Raw genomic sequence first — 16,765 nt, 5'->3', positions numbered from 1 at the left:
CCGATGACTGCCAGCAATCCCGCGCAACCTTCCGCCCTCGCGCAACTGCTCGAAGCGCGCTTGGGTGCGCGCTGCGCGCGCATCGCCGAGTCGCATGGCCAGACCACACTCGAGGTGTTGCCCGAGAACTGGCTCAACGTGGCGCTGACGCTGCGCGATGATCCGCAACTGCGCTTCGAACAGCTCGTCGACCTGTGCGGAATCGATTACCTGTCGTGGGGCGAGGGCGAATGGGAAGGTGACGCGGCCAGTTGGCAGGGTTTTTCCCGCGGCGTGGAAGGCGCTGGTCCCGGTCGTTTCGGTTGGTCGACTCGGCCGCACCCGCAACATGTTCCGCGTCGCTTCGGCGTGGTGGCGCACCTGCTGTCGATCAGCCACAACCAGCGTGTTCGCGTGCGCGCGTACTGCGCCGACGACGAGCTGCCGAGTGTGGCTTCGCTGGTGGCCGTGTGGCCCGGCGTCAACTGGTTCGAGCGCGAGGCGTTCGACCTGTTCGGCATCGTGTTCGAGGGCCATCCCGATCTGCGCCGCATCCTTACCGACTACGGTTTCGTCGGGCATCCGTTCCGCAAGGACTTCCCGCTGATCGGCAACGTCGAGGTGCGCTACGACGCCGACAAGAAGCGCGTGGTGTATGAGCCGGTGCGTTCGGTCGAGCCGCGCGTGACGGTTCCGCGCACGCTGCGCGACGATTCGCGCTACGAGCAGGCGCAGGCCGAAGCCAAGGCGCGAGGCGCAAAGTAAGCCATGCAGGAAATCAAGAACTACACGATGAACTTCGGCCCGCAGCATCCGGCCGCGCACGGCGTGTTGCGCCTGGTGCTCGAGCTGGACGGCGAGACCGTGATGCGGGTGGATCCGCACATCGGCCTGCTGCACCGCGCGACCGAGAAGCTGGCCGAATCCAAGCCGTTCAACCACTCCATCGGCTACATGGACCGGCTCGACTACGTGTCGATGATGTGCAACGAGCATGCCTACGTGCGCGCGATCGAGAACCTGCTCGGTGTCGAGGTGCCTGCGCGCGCGCAGTGGATCCGCACGCTGTTCGACGAGATTACGCGCATCCTCAACCATCTCATGTGGCTCGGCTCCAACGGTCTGGATCTGGGCGCGATGGCGGTGTTCCTGTACGCATTCCGCGACCGCGAAGAGCTGATGGACTGCTACGAAGCGGTGTCGGGCGCGCGCATGCATGCGACCTATTACCGTCCGGGTGGCGTCTACCGCGACCTGCCCGACGTGATGCCGCGCTACGCCGAGTCGAAGTGGCACCGGGGCAAGGACCTCGAGCGCCTCAACGAATGGCGCAACGGTTCGATGCTCGACTTCCTCGACGCCTTCGCCGACGACTTCCCGCGCCGCATCGACGAGTACGAGACGCTGCTCACCGACAACCGCATCTGGAAGCAGCGCACGGTCGACATCGGCATCGTTTCACCCGAGCAGGCGCTCGAATGGGGTATGTCGGGACCGATGCTGCGTGCCTCGGGCATCGAATGGGACCTGCGCAAGAAGCAGCCTTACGCCTGTTACGGCGAGGTCGATTTCGACATCCCGGTCGGCAGCCGTGGCGACTGTTACGACCGCTACCTCGTGCGCGTCGAGGAAATGCGCCAGTCCAACCACATCATCAAGCAGTGCGTGCGCTGGCTGCGCGCCAATCCCGGCCCGGTGATCGCGCGCAACTTCAAGGTGGCGCCGCCCTCGCGCGTGGAGATGAAGCGCGACATGGAAGCGCTGATCCACCACTTCAAGCTGTTCACCGAGGGCTACACGGTTCCGCTCGGCGAGACCTATGCCGCGGTCGAGGCGCCCAAGGGCGAGTTCGCGGTGTACCTCGTGTCTGACGGCGCCAACAAGCCGTTCCGCATGCATTGCCGCGCGCCGAGCTTTGCCCACCTGTCGTCGATGGACACGATCGTGCGCGGGCACATGCTGCCGGACGTGGTGGCGATGATCGGTACCTATGACGTGGTCTTTGGAGAGGTCGATCGATGAAACCGACGGGCACCTACGCCGAGGTCAAGGACGTCGATCCGCTGGTCGTGCTCAGCGCCGACACGCGCGCGCACATCGACCATTGGCTCGGCAAGTTCCCAGCCGATCGCAAGCGTTCGGCGTTGATCCAGGGCCTGTGGGCGGCGCAGGAACAAAATGGCGGCCACCTGACCGACGCGCTGATCACCGCGGTGACGCGCTACCTTGGCCTGCCGCCGGTGTGGGGCTACGAGGTGGCGACGTTCTACTCGATGTTCGAGACGCAGCCGGTCGGTCGTCACAACGTGGCGATCTGCACCAACATCTCGTGCTGGCTCAACGGTGCCGAGGAGATCGTGCGCCATTGCGAGGAGAAGTACGGCATCAAGCTCGGCGAGAGCAGCGCCGACGGTCGCATCTACCTCAAGCGCGAGGAGGAATGCCTGGCCGCTTGTTGCGGCGCGCCGATGATGGTGGTCGATGGCCACTACCACGAGCAGCTCACGCTGGCCAAGGTCGACCGCATCCTCGATGAACTGAAATAGGCGGCCGCCGCTGCCGCTGCGCAGCGCGGCTTCCGTCCGCTCCCCAGACATTCTCACCACCTCCACGACTCCGACATGGCATACGGCAATCCACCCCAGGAACACCAGGTCGTCTACACGACGCTGCACTTCGAGCAGCCGTGGACGCTGGACAATTACCTGAAGGTCGACGGCTACAAGGCGTGGAAGAAGATCCTCGCCGAGAAACCCGATCCGGCGTCGATCATCGACGAGCTCAAGAAGAGCGGTTTGCGCGGTCGCGGCGGCGCGGGCTTTCCCACCGGGCTGAAGTGGTCGTTCATGCCCAAGGGCAGCATGCAGAAGTACATGCTGTGCAATTCCGACGAGTCCGAGCCGGGTACCTGCAAGGACCGCGACATCCTGCGCTTCAATCCGCATGCGGTGGTCGAAGGGCTTGCCATCGCCTGCTATGCGACCGGCACCAGTGTCGCCTACAACTACATGCGCGGCGAGTTCCACCACGAGCCGTTCGAGCATTTCGAGCAGGCGCTCAAGGATGCCTACGCGGCCGGCCTGCTCGGCAGGAACATCCAGGGCTCGGGCATCGACGTCGACATCCACGGCGCGCTTGGCGCCGGCGCCTACATCTGCGGCGAGGAAACCGCGCTGATGGAATCGCTCGAAGGCAAGAAGGGCATGCCGCGCTTCAAGCCGCCGTTTCCGGCCAATTTCGGCCTGTACGGCAAGCCAACCACGATCAACAACACCGAAACCTATGCCTCGGTGCCGACCATTCTCAACAAGGGCGCCGAGTGGTTCCTCGCCCAGGGCAAGCCCAACAACGGCGGCCCCAAGGTGTTCTCGGTATCGGGCCACGTCAACCGGCCCGGCAATTACGAGATCAAGCTCGGCACCCCGTTCCGCGAACTGCTGGACATGGCCGGCGGCGTGCGCAACGGCCACCAGCTCAAAGCCGTGATCCCGGGTGGCTCCTCGATGCCGGTGTTGCCGGCCGAAGTGATGCTGGAACTGACGATGGACTACGACGCGATCCAGAAGGCCGGTTCGGGTCTGGGCTCGGGTGCGGTCATCGTCATGGACGAGACCACCTGCATGGTGCGCGCCTGCCAGCGCATCAGCCGCTTCTACATGAAGGAAAGCTGCGGCCAGTGCACGCCATGCCGCGAAGGCACCGGCTGGATGCAGCGCATGCTCACGCGCATCGTCAATGGTCAGGCGCAGTTGTCCGACCTGGATCTGTTGCGCGAGGTGACCGGCCAGATCGAGGGCCACACCATCTGCGCGTTCGGCGAGGCGGCGGCGTGGCCGGTGCAGGGCATGCTGCGCCACTTCTGGCCCGAGTTCGAGTATTTCATCAAGCACGGACGTTCGATCGTCGACGACCGCGTCGGGGTGGCCGCATGAACCTGCGCGCGCACGAGGCATCCCGCGCCGCTGCGCCTGCGTCGGTGCGGCTGCGTGGCGGGATCGGCCTGCCGCTGCTTTCCGCCTTCCGCTTCCCGGCCTTGCAGTCATGAGCGCCCAGCCCGCAGTACCCGGCGTGCCGCCGGACCACGTCACCATCGAGATCAACGGCCAGTCGCTGGTCGTGCCGAAGAACTCGATGATCATCCAGGCTGCCGACAAGGTCGGCATCCCGATTCCGCGGTTCTGCTACCACAAGAAGCTGCCGATCGCCGCCAACTGCCGCGAGTGCATGGTCGAAGTCGAGATGGGCGGCCGCATGATGCCCAAGCCCGCACCGGCCTGCGCCACACCGGTCGCCGACGGCATGCGCGTTTGGACGCAGTCGGCCCGCGCGCTGTCCGGCCAGCGCAACGCCCTCGAATTCCTGCTCATCAACCACCCGCTGGACTGTCCGATCTGCGACCAGGGCGGTGAGTGCGAGCTGCAGGACCTGACCATGGGCTTCGGTCGCTCGGTCAGCCGCTTCGTCGAGCACAAGCGCACGATTGCCGACGAGGATCTGGGACCGCTGGTCGCCACCGAGATGACGCGCTGCATCCATTGCACGCGCTGCGTCCGCGTCATGGCCGAAATCGCCGGCACCAACGAACTCGGCGGCATGGAGCGCGGTGAACGCCTGCAGATCGGCACCTACGTCGGCAAGCCGCTCATGAGCGAGCTGTCGGGCAACGTCATCGACGTGTGTCCGGTCGGCGCCCTCACCAACAAGCCGTTCCGCTTCAAGGCGCGCGCCTGGGAGCTGATCGCGCGCGAGGGCATCGGTTATCACGATGCGCTCGGTTCCAACCTGTGGCTGCATACGCGCCGCGGCGAAGTGCTGCGCACGGTGCCGCGTGACAACGAGGCGATCAACGAATGCTGGTTGTCCGACCGCGACCGCTACAGCCACGAAGGCCTGGTGGCCGCTGATCGCGCCGCTCAGCCGCTGATCCGCAAGAACGGCGAACTCGTCGCGGTGCCCTGGGACGAGGCGATCGCATTCGTCGCCGCCGGGCTGCGCGCCGCCAATGGCGATCTCGCTGCGCTGGTGGCACCGCTCGCCTCGAGCGAGGAAGGCCATCTGCTCGGGCGCATCCTGCGCGGCTTGGGGAGTGATGCGATCGACCATCGCCTGCGCACCCAGGACTTTGCCGATGCGCCGTTCGCGCAGCCGTTCCAGATGTCGGTCGAGCACATCGAGAAGGCGCGTCACGTGCTGCTGCTGGGCTGCAACCCGCGCCACGAGATGCCGCTGCTGCACCAGCGCCTGCGCAAGGCCGTCAAGGCCGGCGCGCAAGTCCATGCGCTCAACCCGGTCGACTTCGACTTCGCGCTCGAACTGGCCGGCAAGCAGATCCTCGCCCCGTCGGCACTCGTCGACGCGGCCTTGGACCTTGCCAAGGCGGCCAACGATCTTGGCCACCTGCCGCAATCGACGGCGTTGGCGCGTCTGCTCGAAGGCCGTCAGGCCGGTGCGGCCGCCGCGGCGATGGTGAAGACGCTGGTCGAGCTGCGCGGCGACGCGGTGATCCTGCTCGGCGAGACCGCGCTCAACCATCCGCGCGCCTCGGCGCTGCGCGCCGCCGCGCACTTCCTTGCCAAGGTGACGGGTGCGGCCTGCAACGAGATTCCGTCGGGCGCCAACGCGATCGGCCTCGCCCGCGCCGGCGCGCAGCCGCGCAGCGGCGGCCCCGATGCAGCGGCGATCCTGGCGCGGCCACCGCGCAGCCTGGTCGTCTACCAGGCCGGCTCGCAGGACACCAGTGCGCCGGCGGCCTTCGACGCCGCGCGCAGCAACGCGCAGTTCTGCGTCTACATCGGCGCCTACGCCTGCAATGGCGTCAAGCGCACCGCGCATGCGGTGCTGCCGATTGGCCTGCCGCCCGAGGTGGAAGGCAGCTACACCAACGTCGATGGCATCACCCAGTCGCTGGCCGCCGGTGCCCGCTTGCCGGGCGAGGCCCGCGCCGGCTGGCGCGTGCTGCGCGCGCTCGGTGCGGCGCTCGCGCTGCCGCATTTCGACTTCGCCGACATCGGGGAACTGCGTGCGCAGATGGCCAAGGCCGATGCGCCGATGGGCGCCGCAACCGGTCGCATCGCCGATGCGGCACCCGCTGCGGCCTTCACCCGCGTCGCCACCACGGCGATCTACCGCAGCGATCAGGTCGTGCGCCGTGCGCCGTCACTGCAGGCGCACCCGCTGTCGCGCCAGGCCGGCGTAACGCTCAATCCGCAGGATGCGCTCGCGCTGGGTCTGGCCGATGGCGGCAGCGCCTCGGTGTCCGGCGTGGTGCTGCCGGTGACGATCTCCTCGGCAGTGCCGCCTGGCGCGGCCTGGATCGAGGCCGGCCATGCCGCGACGCGCGCGTTGCCGCCGCACGGCGCCTCCCTGGACATCGCCAAGGCGTGACGACGACATGAACTACATCATCGACGCCTACCAATTCTGCGCTTCGTACTTCCCGACGCTGACCATGGCGGTCGCGTTGCTGCTGTTCCCGCTGTTGCCGGTCATCATCGCGGTGGCGATGTACGTGTGGTGGGAGCGCAAGGTGATCGGCTGGATGCATATCCGGCTGGGCCCGAGCAAGATCGGTCCGTTCGGCCTGGCGCAGACCTTCGCCGACGTGTTCAAGCTGCTGCTCAAGGAAATCATCTATCCGGCCAAGGCCAACAAGGGCCTGTTCCTGCTGGCCCCGCTGTGGGCCCTGGTGCCGGCGCTGGCGGCGTGGGCGGTGGTGCCGATCGGCTCGCACGTGGCCTGGTCCGATGCCAACGCCGGCCTGCTGTTCCTGCTGGCGATGACCTCGATGGGTGTGTACGGCATCATCATCGCCGGCTGGGCCTCCAACTCGCGCTATGCGATGCTTGGCGCGATGCGCTCGGCGGCGCAGGTCGTCTCCTACGAGATCGCGATGGGCTTCTCGCTGGTCAGCGTGCTGATCCTGGCCGGCAGCCTCAACCTGTCCGACATCGTCAACGCGCAGGCCGGCAGCAAGGGCCTGTTCGATTGGTTCTGGCTGCCGCTGCTGCCGATGTTCATCATCTACTTCGTGTCGGGCGTGGCCGAGACCAATCGTCTGCCGTTCGACATGGCCGAGGGCGAGTCGGAAATCGTCGCCGGCTTCCACGTCGAGTATTCGGGCGCGCCATTCGCGGTGTTCTTCCTGACCGAATACGCGAACATGATCCTGGTCTCGTTCATGGTGCCGCTGCTGTTCCTCGGCGGCTGGCTGTCGCCGTTTCCGGTCAGCTGGGGTTGGCTCGGTGCGCCGGGTTGGTGGTGGTTGTTCGCCAAGATGTTCTTCTTCGCCACCGCCTACCTGTGGCTGCGCGCGACCTTTCCGCGCTACCGCTACGACCAGATCATGCGGCTGGGCTGGAAGGTGTTCATCCCGATCACGCTGGCCTGGGTGTTCGTGGCTGGCTGCATGAAGTACTTCGGTTGGGTCGTGGCGGGAGCTTGAGATCAAGACAATGAACAAGGTCGTCGATTACCTCAAGAGCCTGATGCTGCTCGAGCTGTGGGCCGGCATGTCACTCACGCTCAAGTATCTGGTGCGCCCCAAGTACACGGTGCGCTACCCGATGGAGCACATCCCCAAGTCCAACCGCTTCCGCGGCCTGCATGCGCTGCGCCGCTACCCCAATGGCGAGGAGCGCTGCATCGCCTGCAAGCTGTGCGAGGCGGTGTGCCCGGCACTGGCGATCACGATCGACTCGGCGCCGCGCGAGGATGGCAGTCGCCGCACCACGCGCTACGACATCGACCTGTTCAAGTGCATCTACTGCGGCTTCTGCGAGGAGAGCTGCCCGGTCGATTCCATCGTGCTGACCTCGATCCACGAGTACCACATGGAGCAGCGCGGCGAGAACATCATCACCAAGCCGCAGTTGCTCGCGATCGGCGACCGGTTCGAGAAAGACATCGCCGCGGCGCGCGCGCAAGACGCGCCGTTCCGCTAATGACGAGAGCGCCCGCATGACCTTTCCGCTCATCAGCTTTTACCTGTTCGCGGCGATCACCACGTTCGCTGCGCTCGCCGTGGTGTCGGTGCGCAGTCCGGTGCACGCCGCGCTGTGCCTCGTGCTGACCTTCTTCTCGGCGGCCTGCACCTGGCTGCTGGCCGATGCCGAGTTCCTCGCCATCGCACTCGTGCTGGTCTACGTCGGCGCGGTGATGGTGCTGTTCCTGTTCGTGGTGATGATGCTCGACGTCGACATCGACCCACTGCGCGAAGGCTTCATCAAGGCGTTGCCGGTCGGGCTGGCGGTGGCGATCGTGATGCTGGTCGAGATGCTCGCGCTGATCGGCGTGCGCTCGCTGCAGGTGCCGCAGATCGCCGACCCGGCGCTCGCTGCCGGCATGTCCAACACGCAATGGCTGGCGCTGGCGCTGTTCAACCAGTTCCTGCTGCCGTTCGAGGTCGCCGCGTTGATCCTGACGGTGGCGATCGTGGCGGCGATCCCGCTCACGCTGCGCCGGCGCAGCGGCGTGCGCATGCAGAACCCGGCGCAGCAGGTGCGCGTGCAGGCGCGCGAGCGCATCCGCGTGGTGAAGATGGCGGCCGAACGGCCTGCGCCGCAGCCGGAGACGACCACGCCATGATCACGCTCGCGCACTACCTCACGCTCGGCGCGGTGCTGTTCTGCATCGCGGTGGCGGGGATATTCATCAACCGCAAGAACGTCATCACGCTGCTGATGTCGATCGAGCTGATGCTGCTCGCGGTGAACACGAACTTCATCGCGTTCTCACGCTTCCTCGGCGACGTGTCGGGTCAGGTGTTCGTGTTCTTCATCCTGACCGTGGCGGCGGCCGAATCGGCGATTGGTCTGGCGATCCTCGTGGTGCTGTTCCGCAACCGCGCCACGATCAACGTCACCCAGATCGACGACCTCAAGGGGTAAGGCAACACATCCTTCCCCTGGCGGGGAGGGCGGCGCCCGGCGCCAGCGCAAGACCCGGTTGCCGGCAGTCGCCGCCAGCCGGTGCCGCAGGGCCCCTGCCGCCAACCGGCGGCAAGGGTGAACGAACTGATGGAAATGGTCATGATCCTGAGTACCACCGTCCTGTTGCTCATCGTCCTCGCGCCGCTGTTCGGCGCGGTGGTCGCGGGCCTGCTGCGCAACGTCATCGGGCGCGCCGCTTCGGCCGGCGTCACGATCCTCGGCGTGGCGGTGTCCTGCGCACTGTCGCTGCTGGTGTTCTACCAGTTGGTGTGGGGCGGGGCGGCCACCTACAACCACAACATCTACACCTGGTTCGAGGTTGGTCCGGTCAGTGCCCATATCGGCTTCCTGGTCGACCGCCTGACCGCGATGATGATGGTGGTGGTGACCTTCGTGTCGCTGATGGTGCACATCTACACGATCGGCTACATGGCCGACGACAAGGGATTCTCGCGCTTCTTCAGCCACATCGCGCTGTTCACGTTCTCGATGCTCATGCTGGTGATGAGCAACAACTTCCTGCAGCTGTTCGTCGGCTGGGAGCTGGTGGGCCTGGTGTCCTACCTGCTCATCGGCTTCTGGTTCGAGCGGCCGTCGGCGGTGTATGCGAGCCTCAAGGCGTTCGTGGTCAATCGCGTCGGTGACTTCGGGTTCATTCTCGGCATCGCCGGCGCGCTGTACTGGTTCGGTTCGCTCGACTACGCCAACGTGTTCGCAGCGGCCAAACTGCCGAGCGTGGCCGGCCGTACCGTCGAGATCTTCGCCGGCCATCCGTGGAGCGTGGCGACCATCGTCTGCATCTGTCTGTTCGTCGGTGCGATGGGCAAGTCGGCGCAGGCGCCGCTGCATGTGTGGCTGCCCGATTCGATGGAAGGCCCGACCCCGATCTCGGCGCTGATCCATGCCGCCACCATGGTCACGGCAGGCATCTTCATGGTGGCGCGCATGTCGCCGTTGTTCGAACTCAGCGAGACCGCGCTGAGCTTCGTGCTGTTCATCGGCGCCACCACCGCGCTGTTCACCGGCCTCATCGGCATCGTGCAGAACGACATCAAGCGCGTGGTGGCCTATTCGACCCTGTCGCAGCTTGGCTACATGACGGTGGCACTGGGCGTGTCGGCCTACGCGGGCGGCGTCTACCACCTGATGACCCATGCCTTCTTCAAGGCGCTGCTGTTTCTCGGCGCCGGCTCGGTCATCATCGCGATGCATCACGACCAGGACATGCGCCGCATGGGCGGCCTGGCCAAGTACATGCCGATCACCTGCATCACGATGTGGCTCGGCTCGCTGGCGCTGGTGGCGGCACCGGGCTTCGCCGGATTCTTCTCCAAGGACGCGATCATCGAGGCGGTGGCCGAATCGCACCGCGCGTTCTCCGGCTACGCCTACTTCTGCGTCATGGCGGGTGTGTTCGTGACCTCGCTGTACAGCTTCCGCCTGCTCTACATGACCTTCCACGGCAAGGAGCGCTTCGTGGTGGAGCAGGGCGGCCACGGCCACCATCACCACCACGAACCAGGTCATCTCGATCACCCGCCGCGCGAGTCGCCGTGGGTAGTCACCGTGCCGTTGATCCTGCTGGCGATTCCGTCGGTGGTGATTGGCTGGAATACGGTGGGCCCGGCGCTGTTCGGTGGCTGGTTCGGTGGTTCGATTCAGGTGCTGCCGCGCAACGACGTGCTGGCCGAACTCGCGCACGGATTCCATGGGCCGCTCGCGAGCGTGCTGCACGGCTTCACCCAGTGGCCGTTCTGGATCAGCCTTGCCGGCTTCGTGGTGGCAACCTGGATCTGGCTCTACCAGCCGTCGATCGCCGACAAGGCCGCCAAGGCGCTGCGCCCGCTCTACAACATGCTCGTGAACAAGTACTGGGTCGACGACCTCTATCGCGCGCTGTTCGTCGGCGGCGGCCAGGCGCTGGGACGCGGCTTGTGGAAGGGCGGCGACGCCGCCGTCATCGACGGCGCCATCAATGGCTCGTCGGCACTGGTCGACCGCACCGCCGGCGTCGTGCGCTGGGTGCAGTCGGGATACCTCTATCACTATGCGTTTGCGATGATCCTTGGCCTCATCCTGCTGCTTGGCGGGTTGTGGTGGACACTCGCGCACGCCGTGGCCTGATCGACACGGAACCGGACCCGCCATGCCTGCTTCACATCTACTGAGTTTGCTGATCTGGCTGCCGATCGTCGGCGCGATCCTCGTTCTCGTGTTCGGCCGCCAGGCGCAGACCGCGCGCTGGCTCGCGCTCGGGTTTGCGGCGGCCACCTTCGTGTTGTCGATCCCGCTGTGGACCGGCTACGACACCGGCGGACCGGTGATGCAGTTCGTGGAAAGCCTGCCGTGGATCAACGCGCTGCATGCCAACTACGCACTCGGCGCCGATGGCATCTCGGTCGCCTTGATCGTGCTGACCACGCTGGCGCACCTGCTGGTGGTGATCGGTTCGTGGGGCCAGATCAAGGATCGCGTGCCGCTGTTCATGGCGGCGCTGCTTGGCATGGAGGGCGTGCTGGTGGGCGTGTTCGCGGCCACCGATGCGTTGCTGTTCTACGTGTTCTTCGAAGCCATGCTGATCCCGATGTTCATCATGATCGGCGTGTGGGGCGGACCACGGCGCATCTACGCCACGCTCAAGTTCTTCATCTATACCTTCTTCGGCTCGATCTTCATGCTGATCGCGCTGATCTACCTGCACCTCAAGACCGGCGAGTTCTCGCTGGCGTCGTTCGCCAGCGCCTCGCTCAGCAGCAAGGAGCAGGCCTGGTTGTTCTTCGCCTTTGTCGCCGGATTCGCCATCAAGGTGCCGATGTGGCCCGTGCACACCTGGTTGCCCGACGCGCACGTGGAAGCGCCGACCGGCGGCTCGATCATCCTCGCCGCGATCATGCTCAAGGTCGGCGGCTACGGTTTCATCCGCTTTTCGCTGCCGATCACGCCCGACGCGAGCCTGGAATATGCCTGGGTGATGATTGCCGCCTCGCTGATCGCGATCGTCTACATCGGCCACGTCGCGCTCGTGCAGCCCGACCTCAAGAAGCTCATCGCCTATTCGTCGGTCGCGCACATGGCCTTCGTCACGCTGGGCACCTTCATTGCGCTGGCACTGGTGCGCGAGGCCGGCAACCCGGCGGGCGCGCGGCTCGGCATCCAGGGCGCGATGGTGCAGATGATCTCGCACGGTTTCGTCTCGGGCGCGCTGTTTGCGTGTATCGGCATCATGTACGAGCGCATGCACACCCGCCTGATCAAGGATTACGGCGGTATCGGCCACGTCATGCCGTGGTTCGGCGTGTTCTGGGTCCTGTTCGCGATGGCCAACTGCGGCCTGCCCGGAACCAGCGGCTTCGTTGGTGAATTCATGGTCATTCTGGCCTCGTTCCAGACCAAGCCGCTGATCGCCTTCATCGCCGCCTACACCTTGATCATCGGCGCCGCCTATTCGCTGTGGCTGGTCAAGCGCATCATCTACGGTCCCGTGGCGAACGACCACGTTGCGGCGATGCGGCCGCTCGATGCGCGCGAGTGGATCGTGCTGGCGGTATTTGCGCTGGGCGTGCTGGCCGTGGGCGTGTATCCGAAATTCCTCACCGACCTGATGGAGCCGGCCGTGCAGCAGATCGTCACGCAGCTGGGGCAGGCCAAGGTATGAACCCGACCATGATTGCCTTCAACAGTGCCGACCTGGCCACCCTGGCGCCGGAGATTTTCCTGCTCGGGGCGACCTGCGCGATCCTGCTCATCGACCTGTTCCTCAAGCCGAGCCAGCGCAACGTGACCCATGTGCTGGCCTTGCTGGCGCTGGTGGTGACCGCGGTGCTGCTGTGGCGCGGCGCGAGCGCGCCGCGTCTGCTGGCCTTCAACGGCATGTTCGTCCGCGATGGCGTGGCCGCGATCCTCAAGTTGTTCATCGTGCTGACCACGGCGCTGGTGTTCCTGTACAGCCGCAGCTACATGCGCGAGCGCAAGTTGCTGGTCGGCGAGTTCTACCTGCTGCTGCTGTTCGCGACGCTCGGCATGATGCTGCTGGTGTCGGCGGGCAGCCTGGTGACCGTCTATCTCGGCCTCGAGCTGCTCACGCTGAGTTCGTACGCGCTGGTCGCGCTCAATCGCGATTCGGTGCTGTCCTCGGAAGCGGCGATCAAGTATTTCGTGCTCGGCGCGCTCGCCTCGGGCATGCTGCTGTACGGTATGTCGATGCTGTACGGTGCCACCGCCACGCTCGATCTCGCCAAGATCCATGCGGTGGCCGATTTCTCGGCGGCCAGCCCACACCGCACGCTGCTTGCCTTCGGTCTCGTGTTCCTGGTTGCCGGCATCGGCTTCAAGCTTGGCGCGGCGCCGTTCCACATGTGGTTGCCCGACGTCTACCACGGTGCGCCCACCTCGATCACGCTGTTCATCAGCTCGGGCTCCAAGCTGGCGGCGGTCGGCATGGCCTATCGCCTGCTCGAGGGCGCGCTCGGCGGCATGAGCGGCGACTGGACCCTGATGCTGAGCGTGCTGGCGGTGCTGTCGCTCGCGGTCGGCAACGTGGTCGCGATCGCGCAGACCAACCTCAAGCGCATGCTGGCCTATTCGACGATCTCGCACATCGGCTTCCTGCTGCTGGGCTTCATCAACGGCACTGCCGCCGGTCTCGCCGCGGCGCTGTTCTACATGATCTGCTATGCGCTGATGGCCGCCGCTGCATTCGGCGTGATCATGCTGCTGGCGCGCGCCGGCTTCGAGGCCGAGGAGATCGATGACTTCAAGGGTCTCAACCGGCGCAGTCCGTGGTACGCGGGCATGATGGCGATCACGATGTTCTCGTTGGCCGGCGTGCCGCCGCTGTTTGGATTCTTCGCCAAGCTCATGGTGCTCAAGGTGGTGATCGACGCGGGCCACCTGTGGCTGGCGATCGTGGCGATCATCTTCGCCATCGTCGGCCTGTTCTACTACCTGCGCGTGGTCAAGGTCATGTACTTCGATGCGCCGGCCGATGACAGCGAACTGGCCTTGCCGGCCGATCTCCCGTTCCGTTGGGCGCTGTCGCTCAACGCCCTCGCGCTGGTCGTGCTCGGCGTGGCGTGGAGCCCGTTGCTGGACTGGTGCAACCAGGCGCTGGCGGCCTCGCTCTCGGCGTCGCCCTGAGGTCCTGCGTTGAACTGGCGCCTGGCGGCCCCATTTCGGTGGCCCGGTGCCCGGCGAGTTACGCTCGGATGCATCGTGGTTGTTGCCGAGGCTATGCGATTGCGGCTATCCTAGGCGACTCGGTGCGGGGTGGAGCAGTCTGGCAGCTCGTCGGGCTCATAACCCGAAGGTCGCAGGTTCAAATCCTGCCCCCGCTACCAAACAGCCTCGCCTGCCAGCGAGGCATGGTCAGGGAGGAGGCCGCGAGATGCGGCTTTTTTCTTGGCCTCGGTACGCCCAGGGACGCGGCGTGCAGTGGCGGTCAGGGACGATCGTGGTGAGGCATGGGCGCAGGATGCGCCGACTGCATTGCGCAGGCCGCCGATGTTGGATGCGACACAACGGCGAACGACGGAATGGGCCTCGGGCCCATTTTTTGTTTGTGTTTCCCGGAATTTGGTAGCGCGCGCAGCGCGTCAGGACGAATGGACAGCACGCAGTTGCAACAGTTGATCGAGCCGTTGGTCACCGCCCTTGGGCTGGAACTGGTCGGTATCGAATTCGCCACCGGTGCCGGTGGCGGGCTGCTGCGCGTGTACATCGACGAGCCCGAGCAGGGCGTCGGCATCGAAGATTGCGAACGCGCCAGCCGCGAGATTTCGGCCTTGCTCGACGTCAACGACCCGATTGCCGGGCGCTACACGTTGGAAGTGTCCTCGCCCGGTCTCGAGCGCCCGTTGTTCACGCCGGCCCAGTTCGAGCGTTATCAGGGCGAACGGGCCAAGGTCACGGTCGGCCTGCCGCTGGATGGGCGGCGCCGCTTCCAGGGGGTGATCGCCGCCGTCGAAGGCGACCACGTCACGATCGAGCAGGACGGCAAGGCGGTGTCGATCGCCCACGCCAACATCGTCAAGGCGCACCTCGTGCCTGACTATGCGGCGCTGGGACTGGCTCCGGCCAAGCCCGGCAAGACGGGTGGCGGCAAACGCGGCAAGTAGCGAGATCGCGCGCCGGCATCCGCAGGTGGCGGACGTGGGCGCGGCATGCGGCGGCAGGTGGATGCGCCGGTGCAGCACGGGATGGACGGCCCACCGGTGACCGGCGAGGCAGGCCAAGCAAGGCGACAGGACGTCGCGGCAACAGGCAAGACGCGCGGCCCGGCGCGCAACACGGGCGAACAATCAAGTTTCTGCATACCGGTCGGGCGACGCCGTGTCGTACCGAGGGAGTCAGGCAATGAGCAAAGAACTGCTGCTGGTCGTCGATGCGGTCGCCAACGAGAAGGGCGTGCCCAGAGGCGTCATTTTCGAGGCGATGGAAGCGGCGCTGGCGTCGGCGGCCAAGAAGCGCTACGCCGAAGAGGATGTTACGGTGCGCGTCGCGATCGATCGCGAGAGCGGCGCCTATGAGACGTTCCGGCGCTGGGAAGTGGTCGCTGATGACGTGGTGATGGAGTCGCCCGATCGTCAGTTGCGCCTGATGGACGCGGTCGACGAAGTGCCCGGCATCGAAGTCGGTGAGTTCATCGAGGAGCCGATCGAGAATCCCGAATTCGGGCGCATCGCCGCCCAGGCGGCCAAGCAGGTGATCGTGCAGCGCGTGCGCGAGGCCGAGCGGGCGCTGGTCGTCGATGCCTACAAGGATCGCGTCGGCGAGCTCATCACCGGCATCGTCAAGCGCGTCGAGCGTGGCAGCGTCTATCTCGACCTGGGCGGCAATGCCGAGGCTTTCGTGGCGCGCGACCGCAGCATCCCGCGCGAACCGGTCCGTACCGGCGACCGCCTGCGTGGCTATCTGTATGAGGTCAAGACCGAGCCGCGCGGGCCACAGTTGTTCGTATCGCGCACCGCACCCGAGCTCATGATCGAGCTGTTCAAGCTCGAGGTGCCCGAGGTTGGCCAGGGCCTGGTCGAGATCAAGGCCTGTGCGCGCGACCCCGGCGATCGCGCCAAGATCGCGGTGATCGCCCACGATAATCGCACCGACCCGATCGGCGCCTGCATCGGCATGCGCGGATCGCGCGTGCAGGCGGTGTCCAACGAGCTCAACGGTGAGCGCATCGACATCGTGTTGTGGAACGAAAATCCGGCCCAGTTCGTCATCAACGCGATGGCGCCGGCCGAGGTGCAGTCGATCATCGTCGACGAGGAAAAGCACTCGATGGACATCGCGGTGGCCGAGGACAAGCTGTCGCAGGCGATCGGTCGCGGTGGCCAGAACGTGCGCCTGGCCAGCAAGCTCAGCGGCTGGCAGCTCAACGTGATGACGGCCGATCAGGTGCGTGAGAAGAGCGAGGCCGAGCAGACTGCCGCCCGCGAGCTGTTCATCGGCAAGCTCGAAGTCGATGGCGAGATCGCGCAGATCCTCGTGCAGGAAGGCTTCTCCACGGTCGAGGAAATCGCCTACGTGCCGACCGCGGAACTGCTCGGCATCGAGGGCTTCGACGAGGACATCGTCGAGGAGCTGCGTGCGCGTGCGCGCGACGCGCTGCTCACCGACGCGCTGGCCGTCGAGGAGGGCATCGACCAGAACCAGCCGGCTGCAGATCTGCTGGGTGTGGAAGGCATGGACGAGCCGTTGGCGTTCGAGCTGGCCTCGCATGGCGTGGTCACGCGCGAGAACCTCGCCGACCTCGCCACCGATGAATTCATGGAGCTGGGCATCGACGGGATCGACGAGGACCAGGCAGCGGCGTTGATCATGGCGGCGCGCGCAGTCGAGGCCTCATAAGCACACCAGGGCAA

The 16,765-nt window shown here is 65.9% G+C and carries 14 protein-coding genes and 1 tRNA gene; all 15 read left to right on the top strand.

The features are described from left to right. Window positions 1-3 precede the first annotated feature (3 nt). The 15 genes from KF903_RS01965 to nusA all read left to right on the top strand — a co-directional run bounded on the left by KF903_RS01965 (window position 4) and on the right by nusA (window position 16,751). Entirely contained in the window at window positions 4-744 is a 741-nt protein-coding gene (locus KF903_RS01965) for an NADH-quinone oxidoreductase subunit C (protein WP_291210320.1), read from the top strand. A gap of 3 nt (window positions 745-747) precedes the next feature. After that, a complete protein-coding gene (locus KF903_RS01960) occupies window positions 748-2,001 on the top strand; it encodes an NADH-quinone oxidoreductase subunit D (RefSeq protein WP_291210317.1) in 1,254 nt (417 codons plus the stop codon). After that, window positions 1,998-2,525, top strand: a complete 528-nt coding sequence (gene nuoE / locus KF903_RS01955) for an NADH-quinone oxidoreductase subunit NuoE (RefSeq protein ID WP_291210315.1) — start codon at window positions 1,998-2,000, stop codon at window positions 2,523-2,525. Before KF903_RS01960 ends, nuoE begins: the two co-directional genes overlap by 4 nt. Window positions 2,526-2,600: 75 nt before the next feature. Further along, on the top strand, window positions 2,601-3,911 hold the full coding sequence (gene nuoF / locus KF903_RS01950; RefSeq protein ID WP_291210312.1) for an NADH-quinone oxidoreductase subunit NuoF: 1,311 nt from the start codon (window positions 2,601-2,603) through the stop codon (window positions 3,909-3,911). Window positions 3,912-4,020: 109 nt separating this feature from the next. Then, window positions 4,021-6,363, top strand: a complete 2,343-nt coding sequence (gene nuoG, locus KF903_RS01945) for an NADH-quinone oxidoreductase subunit NuoG (protein WP_291210308.1) — start codon at window positions 4,021-4,023, stop codon at window positions 6,361-6,363. Window positions 6,364-6,427: 64 nt separating this feature from the next. Beyond that, the gene (gene nuoH / locus KF903_RS01940; protein WP_291210639.1) at window positions 6,428-7,420 is read left to right on the top strand and encodes an NADH-quinone oxidoreductase subunit NuoH; all 993 of its coding nucleotides are present in this window, start codon (window positions 6,428-6,430) and stop codon (window positions 7,418-7,420) included. Between the two features lie 10 nt (window positions 7,421-7,430). Then, a complete protein-coding gene (gene nuoI, locus KF903_RS01935) occupies window positions 7,431-7,919 on the top strand; it encodes an NADH-quinone oxidoreductase subunit NuoI (RefSeq protein ID WP_291210306.1) in 489 nt (162 codons plus the stop codon). A gap of 16 nt (window positions 7,920-7,935) precedes the next feature. Further along, window positions 7,936-8,562, top strand: a complete 627-nt coding sequence (locus KF903_RS01930) for an NADH-quinone oxidoreductase subunit J (RefSeq protein WP_291210303.1) — start codon at window positions 7,936-7,938, stop codon at window positions 8,560-8,562. Then, the gene (gene nuoK / locus KF903_RS01925) at window positions 8,559-8,864 is read left to right on the top strand and encodes an NADH-quinone oxidoreductase subunit NuoK (RefSeq protein ID WP_291210300.1); all 306 of its coding nucleotides are present in this window, start codon (window positions 8,559-8,561) and stop codon (window positions 8,862-8,864) included. Before KF903_RS01930 ends, nuoK begins: the two co-directional genes overlap by 4 nt. A 141-nt stretch (window positions 8,865-9,005) precedes the next feature. Then, window positions 9,006-11,030: an NADH-quinone oxidoreductase subunit L gene (nuoL, locus tag KF903_RS01920; protein ID WP_291210297.1), complete on the top strand. Its 2,025-nt coding sequence runs from the start codon at window positions 9,006-9,008 to the stop codon at window positions 11,028-11,030. Window positions 11,031-11,052: 22 nt separating this feature from the next. Further along, window positions 11,053-12,561 (top strand): NADH-quinone oxidoreductase subunit M, encoded by a 1,509-nt coding sequence (locus tag KF903_RS01915; RefSeq protein ID WP_291210295.1) that lies wholly within the window; start codon window positions 11,053-11,055, stop codon window positions 12,559-12,561. 8 nt (window positions 12,562-12,569) lie between these two features. Then, a complete protein-coding gene (gene nuoN / locus KF903_RS01910; protein ID WP_291210293.1) occupies window positions 12,570-14,042 on the top strand; it encodes an NADH-quinone oxidoreductase subunit NuoN in 1,473 nt (490 codons plus the stop codon). Window positions 14,043-14,165: 123 nt separating this feature from the next. After that, window positions 14,166-14,242, top strand: a tRNA-Met gene (locus KF903_RS01905). Window positions 14,243-14,506: 264 nt separating this feature from the next. Beyond that, complete coding sequence (gene rimP, locus KF903_RS01900) at window positions 14,507-15,019, top strand: ribosome maturation factor RimP (protein WP_291210290.1); 513 nt, start codon at window positions 14,507-14,509, stop codon at window positions 15,017-15,019. Between the two features lie 238 nt (window positions 15,020-15,257). Further along, entirely contained in the window at window positions 15,258-16,751 is a 1,494-nt protein-coding gene (gene nusA / locus KF903_RS01895; RefSeq protein ID WP_291210288.1) for a transcription termination factor NusA, read from the top strand. The last annotated feature ends 14 nt before the right edge of the window (window positions 16,752-16,765 follow it).

This window comes from Dokdonella sp., from assembly GCF_019634845.1.
Lineage (GTDB): Bacteria > Pseudomonadota > Gammaproteobacteria > Xanthomonadales > Rhodanobacteraceae > Dokdonella_A.
The sequence above is the reverse complement of the archived record's forward strand: the minus strand, read 5'-3'. Positions and strand labels throughout refer to the sequence as shown.